Origin of the sequence: Pseudoalteromonas sp. SG44-8 (assembly GCF_014164125.1) — a bacterium.
In the GTDB taxonomy this organism is placed as follows: domain Bacteria; phylum Pseudomonadota; class Gammaproteobacteria; order Enterobacterales; family Alteromonadaceae; genus Pseudoalteromonas; species Pseudoalteromonas rhizosphaerae.
In genome coordinates, this window is record NZ_JACJEQ010000020.1 from 22,413 (window position 1) to 40,229 (window position 17,817).

Annotated in this window: 19 protein-coding genes; 18 read left to right on the top strand and 1 reads right to left on the bottom strand. The window is 40.5% G+C overall.

Annotated features, from left to right (window positions below; translation table 11 throughout):
• Positions 1 to 25 precede the first annotated feature (25 nt).
• From H5163_RS14900 to H5163_RS14925, 6 genes are all read left to right on the top strand, one after another.
• On the top strand, positions 26 to 820 hold the full coding sequence (locus H5163_RS14900; RefSeq protein ID WP_149980421.1) for a hypothetical protein: 795 nt from the start codon (positions 26 to 28) through the stop codon (positions 818 to 820).
• Between the two features lie 74 nt (positions 821 to 894).
• Entirely contained in the window at positions 895 to 1,512 is a 618-nt protein-coding gene (gene lexA, locus H5163_RS14905; RefSeq protein WP_145237778.1) for a transcriptional repressor LexA, read from the top strand.
• 421 nt (positions 1,513 to 1,933) lie between these two features.
• Positions 1,934 to 3,076 (top strand): cytochrome c oxidase subunit II, encoded by a 1,143-nt coding sequence (gene coxB / locus H5163_RS14910; RefSeq protein WP_145237781.1) that lies wholly within the window; start codon positions 1,934 to 1,936, stop codon positions 3,074 to 3,076.
• Positions 3,076 to 4,674, top strand: a complete 1,599-nt coding sequence (gene ctaD, locus H5163_RS14915; protein WP_145237784.1) for a cytochrome c oxidase subunit I — start codon at positions 3,076 to 3,078, stop codon at positions 4,672 to 4,674. Before coxB ends, ctaD begins: the two co-directional genes overlap by 1 nt.
• Entirely contained in the window at positions 4,674 to 5,201 is a 528-nt protein-coding gene (locus tag H5163_RS14920) for a cytochrome c oxidase assembly protein (RefSeq protein ID WP_149980422.1), read from the top strand. The genes ctaD and H5163_RS14920 overlap by 1 nt, the downstream gene beginning before the upstream one ends.
• Before the next feature lie 35 nt (positions 5,202 to 5,236).
• Positions 5,237 to 6,112 carry a cytochrome c oxidase subunit 3 gene (locus H5163_RS14925; RefSeq protein WP_145237792.1) on the top strand — a complete coding sequence of 292 codons (876 nt, stop codon included), beginning with the start codon at positions 5,237 to 5,239 and terminating at the stop codon, positions 6,110 to 6,112.
• Here H5163_RS14925 and H5163_RS21470 read toward each other — a convergent pair.
• Positions 6,012 to 6,326 carry a DUF2909 family protein gene (locus tag H5163_RS21470; RefSeq protein WP_145237795.1) on the bottom strand — a complete coding sequence of 105 codons (315 nt, stop codon included), beginning with the start codon at positions 6,324 to 6,326 and terminating at the stop codon, positions 6,012 to 6,014. The two genes, H5163_RS14925 and H5163_RS21470, sit on opposite strands and share 101 nt — an antisense overlap.
• 12 nt (positions 6,327 to 6,338) lie before the next feature.
• Here H5163_RS21470 and H5163_RS14935 point away from each other — a divergent pair, with 12 nt between their 5' ends.
• The 12 genes from H5163_RS14935 to cheD all read left to right on the top strand — a co-directional run bounded on the left by H5163_RS14935 (position 6,339) and on the right by cheD (position 17,816).
• Positions 6,339 to 7,079: an SURF1 family protein gene (locus tag H5163_RS14935; RefSeq protein ID WP_145237798.1), complete on the top strand. Its 741-nt coding sequence runs from the start codon at positions 6,339 to 6,341 to the stop codon at positions 7,077 to 7,079.
• Entirely contained in the window at positions 7,076 to 7,570 is a 495-nt protein-coding gene (locus H5163_RS14940; RefSeq protein WP_145237802.1) for a transmembrane cytochrome oxidase associated protein, read from the top strand. The genes H5163_RS14935 and H5163_RS14940 overlap by 4 nt, the downstream gene beginning before the upstream one ends.
• A 17-nt stretch (positions 7,571 to 7,587) precedes the next feature.
• Positions 7,588 to 8,577, top strand: a complete 990-nt coding sequence (locus H5163_RS14945; protein WP_145237805.1) for a heme A synthase — start codon at positions 7,588 to 7,590, stop codon at positions 8,575 to 8,577.
• An 8-nt stretch (positions 8,578 to 8,585) separates the two neighbouring features.
• Positions 8,586 to 9,494, top strand: coding sequence for a heme o synthase (gene cyoE, locus H5163_RS14950; protein ID WP_179959138.1), 909 nt, complete (start codon positions 8,586 to 8,588; stop codon positions 9,492 to 9,494).
• Complete coding sequence (locus H5163_RS14955) at positions 9,491 to 10,114, top strand: SCO family protein (RefSeq protein ID WP_145237811.1); 624 nt, start codon at positions 9,491 to 9,493, stop codon at positions 10,112 to 10,114. The genes cyoE and H5163_RS14955 overlap by 4 nt, the downstream gene beginning before the upstream one ends.
• Positions 10,115 to 10,283: 169 nt before the next feature.
• Entirely contained in the window at positions 10,284 to 10,556 is a 273-nt protein-coding gene (locus H5163_RS14960) for a lipid asymmetry maintenance protein MlaB (protein ID WP_145238313.1), read from the top strand.
• A 9-nt stretch (positions 10,557 to 10,565) separates the two neighbouring features.
• A complete protein-coding gene (locus tag H5163_RS14965; RefSeq protein WP_145237813.1) occupies positions 10,566 to 10,928 on the top strand; it encodes a response regulator in 363 nt (120 codons plus the stop codon).
• 15 nt (positions 10,929 to 10,943) lie between these two features.
• Positions 10,944 to 13,046: a chemotaxis protein CheA gene (locus tag H5163_RS14970; RefSeq protein WP_182735454.1), complete on the top strand. Its 2,103-nt coding sequence runs from the start codon at positions 10,944 to 10,946 to the stop codon at positions 13,044 to 13,046.
• Positions 13,043 to 13,528, top strand: coding sequence for a chemotaxis protein CheW (locus H5163_RS14975; RefSeq protein ID WP_145237819.1), 486 nt, complete (start codon positions 13,043 to 13,045; stop codon positions 13,526 to 13,528). Before H5163_RS14970 ends, H5163_RS14975 begins: the two co-directional genes overlap by 4 nt.
• Before the next feature lie 47 nt (positions 13,529 to 13,575).
• Positions 13,576 to 16,263, top strand: coding sequence for a methyl-accepting chemotaxis protein (locus H5163_RS14980; protein ID WP_182735455.1), 2,688 nt, complete (start codon positions 13,576 to 13,578; stop codon positions 16,261 to 16,263).
• A 121-nt stretch (positions 16,264 to 16,384) separates the two neighbouring features.
• On the top strand, positions 16,385 to 17,206 hold the full coding sequence (locus H5163_RS14985; RefSeq protein ID WP_145237825.1) for a protein-glutamate O-methyltransferase CheR: 822 nt from the start codon (positions 16,385 to 16,387) through the stop codon (positions 17,204 to 17,206).
• Positions 17,199 to 17,816 (top strand): chemoreceptor glutamine deamidase CheD, encoded by a 618-nt coding sequence (cheD, locus tag H5163_RS14990; RefSeq protein WP_149980431.1) that lies wholly within the window; start codon positions 17,199 to 17,201, stop codon positions 17,814 to 17,816. The genes H5163_RS14985 and cheD overlap by 8 nt, the downstream gene beginning before the upstream one ends.
• Position 17,817 lies beyond the last annotated feature (1 nt).

Here is a 17,817-nt window from a genome sequence, read left to right on the forward strand (position 1 = left end):
ATCTAACTGTTAATGGATCTTAAGGATGAAAGTAAAGGTATTTGGATGTGGTGCAATATTATTAATGAGCCTTGTTGCTCAGCCGCAGGCTGTTGCTAGTACCCAACATCAACTCGATATTGGTTTTACCGATTTAGCTGGTTTAGATGAATCTTTTTTAGGCGCACGATACCGATATTTTGCGCAAGATCTTGAATCTTTGACTGGTCCATACGAGCTAAAAGCGTATTTAAATCAAGTCAATAATTATGCTATTGGTGGGTTTGCTAATGATGATTTTAGCTATTTAAATGCCGATGCTGCCATCTATGGTCCCGCAGGATTAGTTATTAGTGCCAGCGCGCAGCGCCTCTGTGAGGATAATAGCTATTGGCAAAATACTGATTATTTAGTGAGTGCCGCTGTTGGTAAGCAAATGAATGAGCAGTTACAACTAGGGTTCAATGTATATTACAGTCGCTTAGAGCGCCATGATATGTGGTTTGGCAAAGATAATGAAAGAGTCGCGGTTGAATGGACTTATGCTCCTTATGTTCGTTGGACAAATATAGTTAGCAATCAAGGTTGGGATTTAGAGCTAAAGCAATTGGCAGGGCGTTATCGTTATGTGCAGGGGCAGGCGGTTTATTATGTAAATCAAGCATGGTCAGTGGGAGTCGTTGCCAATATTCGGAATCAGAAAAATCTAAAAGACAACTATGAACTGCAAACGCAATATTGGTTTAATCAACATGTAGCATTAAAGTTTGGTCTTGGATCTGCGCTTGATTCTGGAAGTGGTTTAAATAGTATGAGCTTGTTATTAACGGCGCGATTTTAAGCCAATTTATATTTGCGATTTTCAGATAACTGTATATACTCACAGTTAAATGTACTGTATGGAAAACCAGTTGTATGCGCCCATTAACGAATCGCCAAGCTCAAATTCTCGAACTTATTAAAGTTTTTATTAAAGATACCGGTATGCCGCCAACCCGTGCTGAGATTGCGCAAACGTTAGGTTTTAAAAGTGCTAATGCAGCGGAAGAACATTTAAAGGCATTAGCGAAAAAGGGCGTTATTAAAATGAAGCCCGGTGCTAGTCGAGGTATTCAGTTAGTTGAAGAGGATGAGCCGGAACAACTTGGTTTACCTCTAATAGGCAGAGTTGCCGCTGGTGAGCCTATTTTGGCAGAGCAGCATGTTGAAAGTCATTGCAAAATAGATCCACTCTTGTTTAAACCGGCTGCTGATTTTTTACTGCGTGTGCAAGGCATGAGTATGAAAGACATTGGTATTATGGATGGCGATTTATTGGCAGTACACAGCACTCAAGTTGCTGAAAATGGCCAAGTGGTGGTTGCCCGTGTTGATGACGATGTAACAGTAAAACGCCTTGAAAAAGCAGGTAAAAAAGTTTTTTTACATGCTGAAAACGATGAATTTTCACCGATTGAAGTGGATCTTGAACATGAATCTTTCAATATTGAAGGGTTAGCTGTTGGGGTGATCCGCAACGCTGATTGGATGTAAATTTTTTGATCTATATTTTGCACCAAATTGGTGAAGTTTGGTGCATTTAATTTTTTACCGCTTTAATGGCTAGATTTTATACTTAGCTATAGCGTCCTAAGCCCTATCAAATCTACTTGTCAGCTACTTTTAGCCCTCTAATATTATCCCTAATTACAAAATAACGCGCTGATTTTTAGCTGTTATTTATGCACCAAAAAAGAATTTAATTGCTCTTAAAACTTGCTAATTGTTCATTTTTTAACTAATTGGTTAATACACTGTGTTAACAGCTACTTTAAAAGTCTAACAATTTTGCTCAATAGCATAATTTAGGGTTGCGTTAATATTCAGTAACAATAAAAAATAACGAATTGGCGCGAATAAAGCTGTGCCGCCTTTTCGCTTTGCGTTTTGCAATAGCATTTAAAGGAGCCGTCACATGGGTAAATTGAGCTCTACCTTGTGGCTTATATTGTTTGTTCTACCGCAGCAAGTATTGGCTAATAGCCAGTTTAATATGCGTAAGGGCGTAACAGATATAAGTAATGATGTTTATCAGCTGCACATGACAATATTTATTATATGTTGTGTGATTGGGGTCATCGTGTTCGCCGTGATGTTTTGGGCACTGATCCACCACCGTAAATCTAAAGGGGCAAAACCAGCCCAATTTCATGAAAGTACTAAAGTTGAAATCCTTTGGACGGCAATCCCGTTTGTGATTTTAATTGGTATGGCAATTCCTGCGACAAAAACTTTGATTGCAATGGAAGATGCTAGTAAAGCTGATCTCACGATTAAAATTACTGGTTCTCAATGGAAATGGCATTATGAGTACATGGGTGAAGATGTTGAGTTTTATTCAATGCTTGCTACACCTCAAGATGAAATAACTAATCTTGCAAATAAAAACCCTAATTACCTGCTTGAAGTTGATAAACCTTTGGTGTTGCCAATTAATCAAAAAGTACGATTTTTAATGACCTCAGACGACGTTATTCATTCTTGGTGGGTGCCTGATTTTGCAGTGAAAAAAGATGCTAACCCTGGGTTTATCAATGAAACTTGGACCAGAATTAATGAAGAGGGCATTTATCGAGGGCAATGTGCAGAACTATGCGGAAAGGATCATGGCTTTATGCCTGTGGTGGTTGAAGCTAAATCTGAGCAAGCATTTGCAAACTGGCTGAGCGAAGCTAAGCAGGCAAAAGCAAACGCTGCAATTGCTGATGCTGCATTATTAGATCAAACATTACCAAAAGAAGAATTAATGACACTCGGCGAGCAAGTCTATATGGCCAGTTGCGCTGCGTGTCACCAACCAACAGGTATGGGCTTACCGGGGGTTTTCCCGGCGCTCAAAGGCAGTCCGGTAGTATTAGGAGATATTAAAGATCATATTGATGTAGTGCTTCATGGTCGCCCAGGTACCGCTATGCAAGCATTTGACAAGCAGTTATCAATCAAGCAGCTAGCAGCTGTGATCACCTATAAGCGTAATGCATGGGGCAATGACACTGGGGATGTAATTCAACCGAGTCAGATACAAGCCGCGATTGATGCAACTTCGGAGGCTAAATAATGAGTAGCGTAACAGAGCAACAACATGATCAAGCTGCACACCATGATGGACATCATCATCCTGCGAAAGGTTTTAAACGCTGGCTTTATACTACTAACCATAAAGATATCGGTAGCTTATATTTAATTTTTTCGTTGACGATGTTTTTAATTGGTGGCGCCATGGCGATGGTGATCCGCGCAGAGTTATTTCAACCTGGCTTACAGTTAGTAGAGCCTCACTTTTTCAATCAAATGACCACAGTACATGGCTTGATCATGGTATTTGGTGCCGTTATGCCGGCCTTTACAGGATTGGCTAACTGGATGGTACCACTCATGATTGGCGCACCAGATATGGCATTACCACGGATGAATAATTGGAGCTTTTGGATTTTACCTTTTGCTTTTATTATTTTACTGGCATCCCTGTTTATGCCAGGTGGTGGCCCGGCATTTGGCTGGACTTTTTATGCACCACTGTCAACAACTTACAGTAACGATAATACCGCATTATTTGTTTTTGCTATTCACATCATGGGTATTAGCTCAATTATGGGCGCAATCAATGTGATTGTAACTATCGTTAATTTACGTGCGCCAGGTATGACTTGGATGAAGCTGCCGCTGTTTGTGTGGACATGGCTTATCACCGCTTTTTTATTGATTGCTGTGATGCCGGTATTGGCCGGTGCTGTGACTATGGTATTGACTGATAAGTATTTTGCAACCAGCTTTTTTGATGCTGCTGGGGGCGGTGATCCGGTGATGTTCCAGCACATATTTTGGTTTTTTGGTCACCCTGAAGTGTACATTATGATTCTGCCAGCCTTTGGCATTATCTCGACTATAGTGCCGACCTTTTCACGTAAAAAATTATTTGGTTATGCCTCTATGGTATATGCCACATCTTCGATTGCTTTACTTAGCTTTATAGTTTGGGCGCATCATATGTTTACCACAGGTATGCCTGTCGCTGGCGAATTATTTTTTATGTATGCAACTATGCTGATATCGGTGCCAACTGGGGTCAAAGTATTTAACTGGGTAGCCACCATGTGGCGTGGTTCGATTAGTTTTGAAGTGCCTATGTTATTTAGTATTGCGTTTATTGTGTTATTCACTTTAGGTGGTTTCTCTGGGTTGATGCTGGCGATTACTCCTGCTGATTTTCAATACCATGATACTTATTTTGTGGTGGCGCATTTTCATTATGTGTTAGTGACTGGGGCGATATTTTCAATTATGGCCGGGGCGTATTATTGGCTGCCAAAATGGACGGGAAATATGTTCAATATCACCTTGGCTAAATGGCATTTTTGGTTGTCTTTAGTGAGCGTGAATGTATTGTTTTTCCCTATGCACTTTGTTGGTTTGGCCGGTATGCCGCGCCGGATTCCTGACTACGCACTGCAATTTGCAGACTTTAACGCGATTATTAGTATTGGTGGCTTTGCTTTTGGTTTATCACAATTGTTATTTGTGGTTGTAGTATTTAAGTGTGCACGAGGCGGCGATAAAGTGCCCGCCAAAGTGTGGGATGGTGCTGAGGGTTTGGAATGGGAGGTGGCATCGCCTGCGCCTTATCATACTTTTGAAACGCCACCGGAGATTAAGTAATGAGTCATGCACCACTGCTTAAGCGCTTAGTTTTAATATGTCTTGGCATGTTCGCTTTTGCGTTTGCTTTGGTGCCGTTGTACGACGTTTTTTGTGATGTAACAGGCCTTAATGGTAAGCCTTCGTTAGAGCAAGCAAAGCAAAGTACGAGTGTTAATGAGGCACGAGAAATCGACGTAAGCTTCACAACTCATGCGCAAAGTGGAGCGCCATTTGAGGTGCAATCACATGAGTATAGTGTGGTAGTAAAGCCCGGAGCTATGCGCGAAGTGCTGTTTAGAGCAAAAAATACCAGTAATGAAGATAAAGTTATGCAAGCGGTACCGTCGGTGTCTCCAGGCAAAGCAGCTAAGTATTTGCATAAAATGGCTTGCTTTTGTTTCGATCAACAACCTTTGAAAGCAGGTGAAGAAGTGGAATTTAAACTGCTTTTTTATGTTGATACGCAATTACCTGAAGATGTTGAAGAGTTAACTTTGTCTTATACCGTGTTTGATATTAGCGGGCAGATAGTGGCTAGTAATTAGGTTGCCAAGCTAATAGCTAATTAGGAGCAAACAAAATGGATAAAAATTACGAAAAATATTATGTTCCCGCGCAAAGTCCGTGGCCAATAGTTGGCGCATTTGCGATGTTTTTTATTGCTGTTGGTGCAGGTCTTACCGTAATGCAAGCAAGCAGCGGCGGTGGTGCTGGCCATTATGTGCTTTACGCAGGAATTGGTGTGTTGCTGTTTATGCTATTTCGCTGGTTTAAAAATGTCATTGAAGAGTCTGATCAAGGCTTATATTCAGCGCAAATGGATCGCTCGTTTCGTCAAGGCATGAGCTGGTTTATTTTCTCTGAAGTAATGTTTTTTATGGCTTTTTTCGGTGCCCTTTTTTATGCCCGGATGATCTCTGTGCCTTGGCTTGGCGGCGCCGGAAATAATGCCATGACCAATGAGGTACTGTGGCCTACTTTTGAAGCAATCTGGCCATTAGTTACTACACCCGGTGGTGGTACGACACAGGCTATGGGTTGGCAGGGATTGCCGCTGATCAACACATTAATATTACTAACCTCGTCGGTTACCTTACATTTTGCTCATGTAGGCATGGAGAACAATAAGCGTGGGCCATTAAAAGTATTTATGGCACTGACAATCGTATTAGGGGTCTGTTTTTTAGGGCTGCAAGTCGTAGAGTATATGCATGCTTATCAGGATTTAGGACTGACCTTAGATGCTGGCGTATATGGCAATACTTTCTTTTTACTAACCGGCTTTCATGGCATGCATGTGACCTTAGGAACTATTTTATTATTAGTCATGCTGATCCGCATTTTAAAGGGCCACTTTAGCCCAGATAAACATTTTGCGTTTCAAGCCGCAGCTTGGTATTGGCATTTTGTTGATGTGGTGTGGTTGTGTTTATTTGTGTTTGTATATGTGCTGTAACTTTATCAATTGGTGATGAGTTACTGTGGATGAAACCTAGTTTAAGGGCTGCAATAACAACCACTAAGACGATAACAGAAAACAGCACACGACGGCCTAAATAGTGAGACATAGGCCGTCCATCTGTTTTACCCGATACCATAATAAATAAGGCACGGAACAAGTTAAAAAGTATAAATAGTAGCAACAGTACGATAATAATTTTAATAATCACTGGGTCACCTTTATGCAGTTAATTTTATGGCGTAAACAAAAGCTTAGCTCAATTATTACCATTTGCGTGGTAACCATTGTGGTATTGGTGTGTTTACGCCTAGGGTATTGGCAATTACAGCGAGCTGAAAGTAAAACTGAGCAATTAACACAAATAGCAGCCCTGCAAAGTCAGGGAGTAATGAGCTGGCAGCAAATGCAGCAACTGCCTAGTGATTGGAATAAAACGGGCTTGCAGATAAGTATCTCTGGAGTGCTAGATACGCAGCAATATTGGTTGTTAGATAATCAAGTTTACCAAGGTCAGGTTGGCTACGATGTACTTACCTTGCTGCGTTTACAGCAAAGTAAGCAAACTCTGTTGGTGAATTTGGGTTGGGTTAAAGCACCACTTACTCGCCAGCAACTCCCTAGTATAAACCTACCATCGACTCCTTTGGCAATGACCGTGCAATTAAAGCAAGGAAAGCTCAGTGGCTTTACTTTGCAAGATGCACAACACAAGACGGATACAGCATGGCCCAAGCGCGTACAAATTATCGATTTAGCATTGTTTTCACAGCAAACAGGTCGCGACATGATTGACTTTATTGGTTATCGGCAAGGTATCGCGGATGAGATTGCTGCGCCGCATTACCAAGCTGTGGTGATGAGCCCCGAAAAACATCAAGCCTACGCAGTGCAATGGTTATTGATTGCGATTGCCTGCCTTGTTATTGCTGTATTTGCTTTTAAAAAGAAGGAATTACAATGAAAAACAATCCGTTATTAATATTTATTGGCTGTTGTTTAGTGCCTTTAATACTGGCGTATTTGGCGTTAAAGCTTGAGTGGATACCTAGTGCATCGAGTAATAAAGGGGAATTTTTAACACAGGAAATAAAACTACAAGATTGGAAAAAAACGGAGCATAAACAATGGACTATTGCTTTAAATCACCCAGCACAATGCCAACAAGCTTGTGCACAGCAGTTACAAGCACTAGAGAACCTCTACATCGCTCTTGGTAAAAATCAAGGTAAAGTCGATGTAGCCATCCTTGGCCAGACACAGCAAAAAGAGCTGCCATGGCGTCAGTTACCTGAGGTTGATGTACTGCAACCAGCTAGTTTATATCTAATTGATCATATGGGCTTAGTGGTCTTGCAGTATCCCTACCATAGTGAGCCACAGCAAAACCGTTTGACTCAAAAAGGACTGTTAAAAGATTTAAAAAAATTACTTAACTATTCGCGTTCTAGCTAAATTAAGGAGTGCCAATTATGTATAAAAACTATAAACATTTGGTATTAGCCACTTTTATGTTATCGATCTTAGTTGTTGGCTTAGGGGCTTATACGCGCTTGAGTGATGCCGGATTGGGTTGTCCGGATTGGCCCGGTTGCTATGGCTTTTTAACGGTACCCAAGCATGAGGCTGATTTAGCCCATGTAGAGCAAACCTACCCTGATATGATGTTCGAAACCGCTAAAGCGTGGAAAGAAATGATCCATCGCTATTTTGCCGGCACGTTAGGTTTACTTATTTTAGCGTTATTTATATTGGCTTTATTAAAACGTCAATATCCAACCACGCCAATTAAATTACCCTTACTATTACTAATACTGGTGGTGTTCCAAGCGGCTTTAGGGATGTGGACCGTCACCATGAATTTACAGCCGCTGATTGTATTGGGGCACTTATTAGGTGGATTTAGTATTTTATCATTGGTTACATTATTGTATTTACGGCTAACGGCAAAACCAATTTTTGGCGGCGACGCCCCAGCTCGGCGTTACTTTAAACTTAGTCTAGTCGCATTAGTGGTATTGGTATTGCAAATAGCGCTAGGCGGTTGGCTTGCTGCTAATTATGCGGCGCCGCACTGCAATGGCTTGCCATTGTGTAGTTACGGACAGCCGTTTTCATTGAGTAGCGTATTTCAGTTGCCATTAGAGCAAAGTACTTATGAATATGGTGTACTTTCACAGCAGGCTAGGATGTCGATCCATTTATTACATCGAATGTGGGCGTTAGTTACCTGTGTAGTATTAGCGCTGATCATGTGGCGCATTTATAGCCGTGCTGTGTCGAGAAAAATAAAGCATTGTACAGTCTCCGTATTGGTCGCGTTGCTGTGTCAAATTTGTTTGGGCTTGGCGGTTGTGCACTGGCATTTCCCGCTCGGCGTTGCGCTGGCACATAATTTAATGGCTGCCATACTATTGTTAACAGTCGTTCGTTTATGTTTTTACTTAAAAGCACGTACATAGGGGCAGTTATGACACCATTAATAGCAATAACAAAGTTAGCACCTAGCCAAATTAGCGGCTTAATAAATGATTATTTAGCGATCAGTAAATTTAAAGTAGTCGCGATGTTGGTATTAACAGCATGGGTTGGTTTAGCGCTGGCACCCGATGTTGGTCGTGGTATTGGCGTACAGTTTATTAGTTTACTGGGGATTGGCTTGTTATCCGCTGCAGCTGCGGTGATCAATCATGTAGTTGATAGCGAAATAGATAGTAAAATGGCACGTACACGCCATCGGCCAGTTGCTAAGGGGCGGTTATCTAAACTGCATGCTTTAAGTTTTGCCGCTGTTATTGGGGTGAGTGGTTTCATTATGTTGATGATCTGGGCTAATACTTTAACCGCTGTATTAACCTTATTTGCGTTAGTTGGTTATGCGTTTATTTATACCTCCTTTTTAAAGCGTGCAACGCCACAAAATATTGTTATAGGAGGACTAGCAGGGGCCATGCCGCCGTTGTTAGGGTGGGTATCAGAAACCGGGCACATGGCAGCTGCTCCTTGGTTATTGGTGATGATCATATTTACTTGGACTCCGCCGCATTTTTGGGCGTTGGCAATTGCTCGCAAAAGTGATTACGAACGCGCTAAGATCCCCATGTTGCCAGTCACTCATGGCATTGATTTTTGTAAAACCTGTGTAGTTGCATACTCTATTTTATTGGCTTTGGTATGTGTATTGCCTTATTTAATTGGTATGTCGGGGCTCATTTATTTAATTGCTGCGACATTACTTAATGGGATTTTCATCTATAAAGCGGTAAAACTAAAAATAGCGGGGAATGACGATACAGCAATGGATTTATTCCGTTTTTCAATTATTCATTTAATGATACTCTTTGTCGCCTTATTTATAGATAAATGGTTCGTTATATGAATAGCTTAGCAGTTAAGCGTGGGGCGAGAGTGTGGTTGGCGTTAAGTTTATTGCTGTTAACAGCTTGTAGTGACAGCGCTATGCCTGACGTTGAAGCTTTGGTATATGAACAAGCCAAACCTTTGAGTGATTTTACTTTACAAGATCAAAATGCTCAGCCAGTAACTAAGCAAACATTGCAAGGTCAATGGAATTTAGTGTTTTTAGGTTATACCAGTTGCCCAGATATTTGCCCTCTGACATTAGCTAAACTCAATGGCGTTTATAAAGCGTTGAAAGATGAATACCCATTGCAAATTTGGTTTTTAGCGGTCGATCCAAAACGCGATACAGTCGCTAAACGCAAAGCCTACATTGATTATTTTAATCCTGATTTTTTAGCGGTCTCAGGGGAACATAAAGATCTATTTCCACTAGTTAGAGAGTTAGGTTTGATTTACGCAATTAGTAATAGTGATGAGCAAGAATATGCCGTTGACCATAGTGCTTCAATTGCGATGGTTGATCCTCAAGGGGCGGTAAGGGCCATATTTAAACCTGAATTTAAACAGGGCAGTGTGCCATTAATTAATGCTAAATTATTAATAACTGAGTTTAAACAGATTGCGGATCATTATTAATAGAAAAGTATATTTTAATTATTTTCGAGGAGCGTTTAGCTCCTTTTTTGTTTTTCTTTTATCCCCCCTGTAAATAATTTCACTCTTTTTTCAACGCATTTATGGCATTTTTACTAACTCAGTCTAAGCTTTTGTTATGAATTGGTTAAACATGGAAAGTGCGAACAATATGATGAAGCTTCCCGCTGAACTAGCAATCACCCAAGTTGAAAACTTACACCAAGATTTATTACAAGAATTACACCGCAATGATGATGTTTGTTTAGACATTAGTGAAGTTGTACGCGTAGATACTGCCTCGATTCAACTATTGTGTGCTCTGCAAAAGCACTTGCTGTGCGTACATCACAAAATTATTTGGGTTGGGCAAAGTGAGCCTTTAAAAAATGCCATTAATCGCTTAGGCCTGAGTGAATATCTAATACTAGAAAATGCAGATTAAGGAGTTCATATGAAAAGAATTTTAGCCGTGGATGATTCGGCATCGATGCGTCAAATGGTGAGTTTTACACTGAAAAAGGCGGGTTTTGATGTCACTGAGGCAAAGGACGGAAGTGAAGCACTTAGCATCGCAAAACAACAAGGTTTTGATGCTGTGATTTCCGATGTCAACATGCCAGTGATGGATGGTATTACTTTGATCAGGGAGTTACGCACCTTACCAAACTATAAATTTACGCCATTGCTAATGCTAACAACAGAATCAGGAATGGACAAAAAAGTAGAAGGGAAAGCTGCTGGTGCAACAGGCTGGATAGTTAAACCTTTTAATCCTGAACAGTTATTAGCGGTTTTAAAAAAAGTAATTCGCTAATCTAGGGGATGGGGTATGAGTATAGATTTAAGTCAATTTTTTGAAGTCTTCTTTGAGGAAAGTTTTGAAGGCTTAGATGCGATGGAAGCTGAGTTATTAAACTTGGTACCTGGCGAAGAAGATTTAGAAACAATCAATACCATTTTTCGTGCTGCGCATTCTATCAAAGGCGGCAGTGGTACATTTGGTTTTAACTCTGTGTCTGACTTTACTCATGTGCTAGAAACCCTATTAGATCAAATTCGTGAGGGGAAACGAGAGCTTACCGCAGAGCATGTTAACCTATTACTTAAATCTGTTGATTGCTTGCGGGAGTTACTTCGTGGCTTACAAGCAGAGCAAGAACCTAATTTAGACGAAGCTATTGCACTGAGAATTAAGTTTGAACAGATTTTAGGGGTAGATCAAGCCGAAAAAAATAAACTGGAAGTCACTGCTAGCCCCGCTCAACTTGCGCTAAACACCTATCAGATTGATTTTAAACCACATCATCATTTATTTAAAACAGGCAATGAGCCACTGTATATGATCAGTGAGTTGGCTGAATTGGGCGATTTAGAGACTCAAGCTTTCAATAATGAGATCCCTGACATTGCTGATTTAAGTCCCGATGATTGTTTTTTATCTTGGCGATTCTTTTTAAACACAGCAAAAGATGAGAGTGCGATTCGAGAAATATTTGAGTGGGTTGAAGATGATGCTGATATTACCATCGCGTTGTGCGGAGGGTTATTTGCTGATGATGATGATGATGATGATGATGCGCAAATTACAACACCTGATGTAATTGAGGAAAACCCTAATTCAACTTCAGCCCCTGCAGTTGTCAATGTTGCTGCGGTTAAACCAATAAAAAAAGGCACTGCGGTCAAAGCAAGCACTCCAGCTGCAGAATCTACTTCAATCAGAGTAGGCATAGATAAAGTTGATTCATTGATCAATATGGTTGGAGAGCTGGTTATCACTCAAGCCATGTTGAGCCAAATTGGTCAACAAGAGATCACCGAAGCGACTATCGCCTCTTTGCAGGAAGGTTTAGCGCAATTGGCTCATAATACTCGTGATTTACAAGAAAATGTAATGCGTATCCGAATGCTGCCAATCAGCTTTGTATTTAGTCGTTTTCCGCGTTTAGTACGAGATATTTCACAAAAGCTAAATAAGCAAGTTGAGCTAAAACTGTTAGGTGAACAGACCGAGCTTGATAAAACTGTAATGGAAAAAATATCAGATCCTATGGTGCATTTAGTGCGAAATTCGCTGGATCATGGTCTAGAGACTGTTGAACAGCGTCTTGCTGCAGGTAAAGACCCAGTCGGTACAGTCACACTTAATGCATTTCACCAAGGTGGCAATATTGTTATAGAGATCATGGATGACGGACAAGGCCTTAATACTGTAAAGATTAAACAAAAAGCGGTTGCTAATGGGCTAGTAAGTGAAGCTGATGAGTTGGATGATGATGAAATTAATGAACTCATTTTTATGCCCGGTTTTTCAACCGCGGATGAGGTAAGCGACATATCCGGACGTGGGGTAGGTATGGATGTGGTCAGGCGTAATATCCAATCACTCAATGGCTCGGTTGAAGTTTCATCTGCTGCAGGTGTTGGGTCTACCTTCACTATTCGCTTGCCACTTACGCTGGCTATTTTAGATGGTCAGTTAGTGAGGGTTGCAAAGCACACCTATATTATTCCATTAATTTCTATTGTTGAATCATTACAAATAGATATCAGCAAAGTCAGCCGAGTGGGTAAAGACCTAGATGTACTTAGGCTGCGTGATGAATACATTCCTATCTTGCGTTTATACAGTATTTTTAATCATCAAGGTGCGATAGAAACGCTTGATAAAACCTTGTTAGTGGTGGTTGAAAGCGATAACCAAAAAATTGGTTTGTTAGTTGACGATTTATTGTCACAGCAACAAGTAGTGATTAAAAGTTTAGAAGCTAATTACCAAAAAGTAGATGGCGTGTCAGGTGCCACTATATTAGGGGATGGTCGGGTTTCGTTGATTGTCGATATCAGCGGCTTAATTAAATTATCAGGATTAAGAAAACCCGGTAGCCAAGAATTGATTATTGAATCGCAAGCCAACTTGGAGGCTTCATGATCTCTGCGCACAGCGAATTAGATAACAAAATAATGCTTGAACAGGCCCAAGGAGTTAAGCAGTTTTTAACCTTTATTATGGCTGATGAAGAATACGGTGTTGATATTTTAACTGTTCAAGAAATTCGCAGTTGGGAGGAGATCACCGAGATCCCGAATGCCCCAGATTATGTAAAAGGGGTGATTAATCTACGTGGCACCATAGTACCTATTTTAGATCTTAGATTACGGTTTGGCTTAGCGACGATTGACTATGGACCTTTAACAGTGGTGATCGTAGTGAAAGTAATTTTTGAGCAAAATAGCAAGATTATGGGAATGGTAGTCGATGCCGTATCTGATGTTTACAGTATTGTAGAGCAAGATGCGAAGACGGTGCCTAACTTTAGCGGCTCAGAGAATGCTGAATTTATCGCAGGGTTAGTGAATGTCGGTGAGAAGATGGTCGCGTTATTGGACCTGCAAAAAACAATGGATATTTAGCCAAATACTAAATATAGCAAATGGTGATCAACAAGAAGGTGATGGGCATGGGGTGGTTTAGTAATTCTAAAAAATCAAATAATGATTTAATCGTTACGGCATTAAATAAGTCACTTGCGGTGATTGAGTTTGAACCTAGCGGCATAATTATTACGGCGAATAATAACTTTTTAGATGTAATGGGTTACCCCTTAGAAGAAATTCAGGGCCAGCATCATTCAATGTTTGTATCTAAAAAAGAAGCTCAGAGCAGTGAATATAAAAGCTTTTGGCAAAGCTTGAAAGGCGGAGAGTTTATTGCTGATGAGTTTCAGCGGATCAGTAAAAGCGGCAAAGATGTGTGGATCCAAGCAACTTATAACCCCGTTAAGGATGAGCATGGAAATGTTATAAAAGTTGTGAAATTTGCCAGTGATATTACGGCGCAAAAGATGGTTGCTGTTGAAGCTGCGGGTCAAATTGCTGCTATTAGTAAATCTCAAGCGGTGATTGAGTTTGGTTTAGATGGCAGCGTGTTGACCGCGAATGACAACTTTTTGCAGACATTTGGTTATCAGTTAGAAGAAATAGTCGGGCGGCATCACCGTATATTTATTGAACCTGAGGTTGCTAAAAGTGAGCAATACCAACTGTTTTGGCAAAAATTAGGTCGTGGTGAATTTGACTCAGGTGAGTACTTACGTATCGCTAAAGATGGCAGTGAAGTATGGATCCAAGCATCTTATAACCCAATTTTTGATCTCAGTGGCAAACCTTATAAGGTGGTTAAATATGCGACAGACATCACAGCTCAAAAAGAATTAGAAAAAGAATCAAAAAGGGATGCTGATCTATCGAGCGCATTAACGATCTGCCAGGCGAGTGTGATGATGGCAGACAATGATTTACAGATAGTGTTTGCTAACAATCAATTAAAACAAATGTTCCAAGCCAGACAAGGTGAGCTGCAGAGTGTACTAGGTGATTTTTCCGTCAATAGTATAGTGGGCTCAAGTATTACGGCATTTTTTGAAAATACAGCACAACAGGTTCAGTTGTATACAAACTTGACCGACTCTATTGAGTCAAAACTAGAAATTGCATCGTTAATTTTTAATATTATTGCGACCCCTTGGTTTAATAAAGAAGGTAAGCGCTTAGGAACAATAATTGAGTGGCAAGATTTAACCGAAAGTATTAAAAAATCGACTGCTGAAAAACGTGCTGCTGAAGAGAATTTACGTGTACGAAGAGCGCTGGATCGGGTTGCCACAAACACCATGATTGCAAATACTAAAAACGATATTATATATATGAATGAAGCGGTGCAAAATATGATGCGCGCCGCAGAGCAAGATTTACGACGCGACTTACCTAATTTTGATTGTAGTCAGTTAATGGGGCAAAACATTGATGTATTTCATAAAAACCCAGCTCATCAACGCAATCTGTTAAGCAAGCTAACCGATACTTACAGTGCAGAGATACTTGTAGGTGGGCGCACCTTTGGCTTAGTTGCGAACCCTATTTTTTCCCCAGAAAATGAACGTATTGGCACTGTGGTGGAGTGGGAAGATCGAACAGCCGAAGTCGCAATAGAAAAAGAAATTGCTGACTTAGTCAGCTCTGCACGCAAAGGTAATCTAGACGCTCGTGTTACAGAGCAAGGTAAGGGCGGTTTCTTTTTACGCTTAGCTAAAGGTCTAAATGGTTTAATTGGTATTGTTGATGATGCTGTCACCGGTACTGCTAATATGCTTGATGCGATGGCCAATGGTGATTTATCAAAACGGATAGAGCAAGAGTATCAGGGGTCGTTTGAAAAACTCAAGCGTGATGCCAATACCACGGCTGATAAATTAACGGAAGTCATTAATCGTATTAATACCTCGGCAACCTTAGTGGCAAGTGGAGCAGAGGAAATATCTCAAGGCAACGCTGATCTAAGCCAGCGTACAGAAGAGCAGGCCTCATCGCTTGAAGAAACAGCATCTAGCATGGAGGAAATGACCAGTACAGTACGTCAAAATGCTGATAATGCAAAAGTGGTTAATGAATTAGCAGAAGAAACGCGCGACAAAGCGCAGCAAGGGGGCGAAGTTGTTAATCGCGCGGTGATCAGCATGTCGGCAATTAATGAGTCGAGTAAAAAAATTGCCGATATTATTAGCGTGATTGACGAAATAGCATTTCAAACTAATTTATTAGCTCTTAATGCCGCTGTTGAAGCTGCTAGAGCTGGTGAACAAGGGCGTGGCTTTGCTGTCGTTGCCGGCGAAGTGCGTAATCTAGCGCAGCGTTCCGCGGGGGCTGCAAAAGAAATTAAAGAGTTGATCAGAGATAGCGTTGGTAAAGTTGAAGATGGCACTTTATTAGTTAATGAATCAGGAGCCACTTTAAAAGAAATTGTTATTGCAGTACAAAAAGTAACTGAAATGATATCTGATATTGCAGCAGCATCCGAAGAGCAAAGTTCAGGTATTGAGCAAGTCAACAAAGCTATTTCGCAAATGGATGAAATGACCCAGCAAAATGCGGCCTTAGTTGAGCAAGCATCCGCGGCCAGCGAGTCAATGTCAGAGCAAGCGAATGATATGACCCGGTTACTGAACTTTTTTACTATAAGTCAGCAAGACGCTGTAATTAATACTGCATCAGTAACTCCTACTACCGCGCCACCACGTAGTAATAATATCCGTAGTAAAGCGCGAGGTAATAACTTTGCTAATTCAGCTGATGAATGGGAGGAATTTTAACGTTTTTTGCAATCGCATTACTAGTTAAGCCTCTGTACTTTGAAAAATCCAGAGTCTTAACTTTTAGCAATTTTGTTAATATTCAATCGCAGCTCAGTCACGCCTATTGCGAGTAATTGTAATGAAAGAGTTTTTACTAACCGACCATGATTTCAAGCAAATAGCTGCAATAGTTTATGACGCGTGTGGCATTGTATTAGGTGATCATAAACGAGAAATGGTCTATTCACGTCTTGCTCGTCGGCTCAGAACATTGCAGCTGACAAATTTTAAACAGTATTTAGCTTATTTAGAGGCACATAAAGAGCAAGAATTTAGTGATTTTATCAATGCAATAACAACTAATCTGACTTCTTTTTTTCGTGAATCACATCATTTTGATTATTTGCAATCCCATGTAATACCCAAGTTATTAGTGACAAATAAAAGCACTCGGCGAGTTCGGATATGGTCTGCAGGTTGTTCAACTGGGGAAGAACCCTATTCTTTAGCTATGACCTTACATGGGTTATTTCCAGCCGATTGGGATGTGAAAATTTTAGCCACTGATTTGGATTCAAATGTATTAGCTAAAGCACAATCAGGTACCTACACTGCGGCTAATGTGAATGGACTTGAACAACATCAATTACAGCGCTGGTTTTTAAAAACTAAAGATGGTGAGTTATTCAAAGTTAAACCTGAATTACAGCAAAAAATTCATTTTAAGCGGTTGAATTTATTACAAGACTGGCCAATGAAAGGGCCTTTTGACGTGATCTTTTGTCGTAATGTGGTGATTTATTTTGATAAAGAAACAAAAGATCAGTTATTCCACCGTTATTGTCATATTTTAGCTGAACATGGGTACCTATTATTAGGTCATTCTGAAACCATGGGAAAGGAGCATAGTGAGTTTAAAAACTTAGGTAAAACTATGTATCAGAAGGTGATTTATGGATAGTCATTTTAAGCCAGTATTACATGGGTTTGAGCATATTAAGCGGTTTTGGGACTCAGGTCAGCGGCAAGTTATTGCTAAAGTATTGCCCGGTGAGTTTTACGTGTCAAAAAACGATGAGGTGATTTCCACTGTGCTAGGTTCATGTATTGCTGCTTGCATTTATGATGACAAGCTTGGTGTGGGTGGCATGAATCACTTTATGTTACCGATTGAAAAAGGCGTAGAGCCAACTAGTGCGCATAACTTAAATTGTCGTTATGGTAACTGGGCGATGGAGTTTTTAATTAATGAAGTACTTAAAAATGGCGCCTCTAGGCAAAATCTAAAAATAAAACTGTTTGGCGGCGGTAAAATTATTCGCTCGATGACAGATATTGGCCTTGGTAATATTCGCTTTGCTTACTCTTATGTGCAAGAAGAAGGGCTAGAATTAGTGTCTCATGATGTGGGGGGGCCTTGGCCGCGTAAGGTCAATTTTAACCCTCAAACAGGCAAAGCGCAGGTTAAAAAATTGCGCGACATGCACACTGATGTGATTGAAAAACGCGAAGTCCGTTATTTACATGATATCGAAGAACAAGATTCTAAAACCGATATTGAGTTATTTTAAG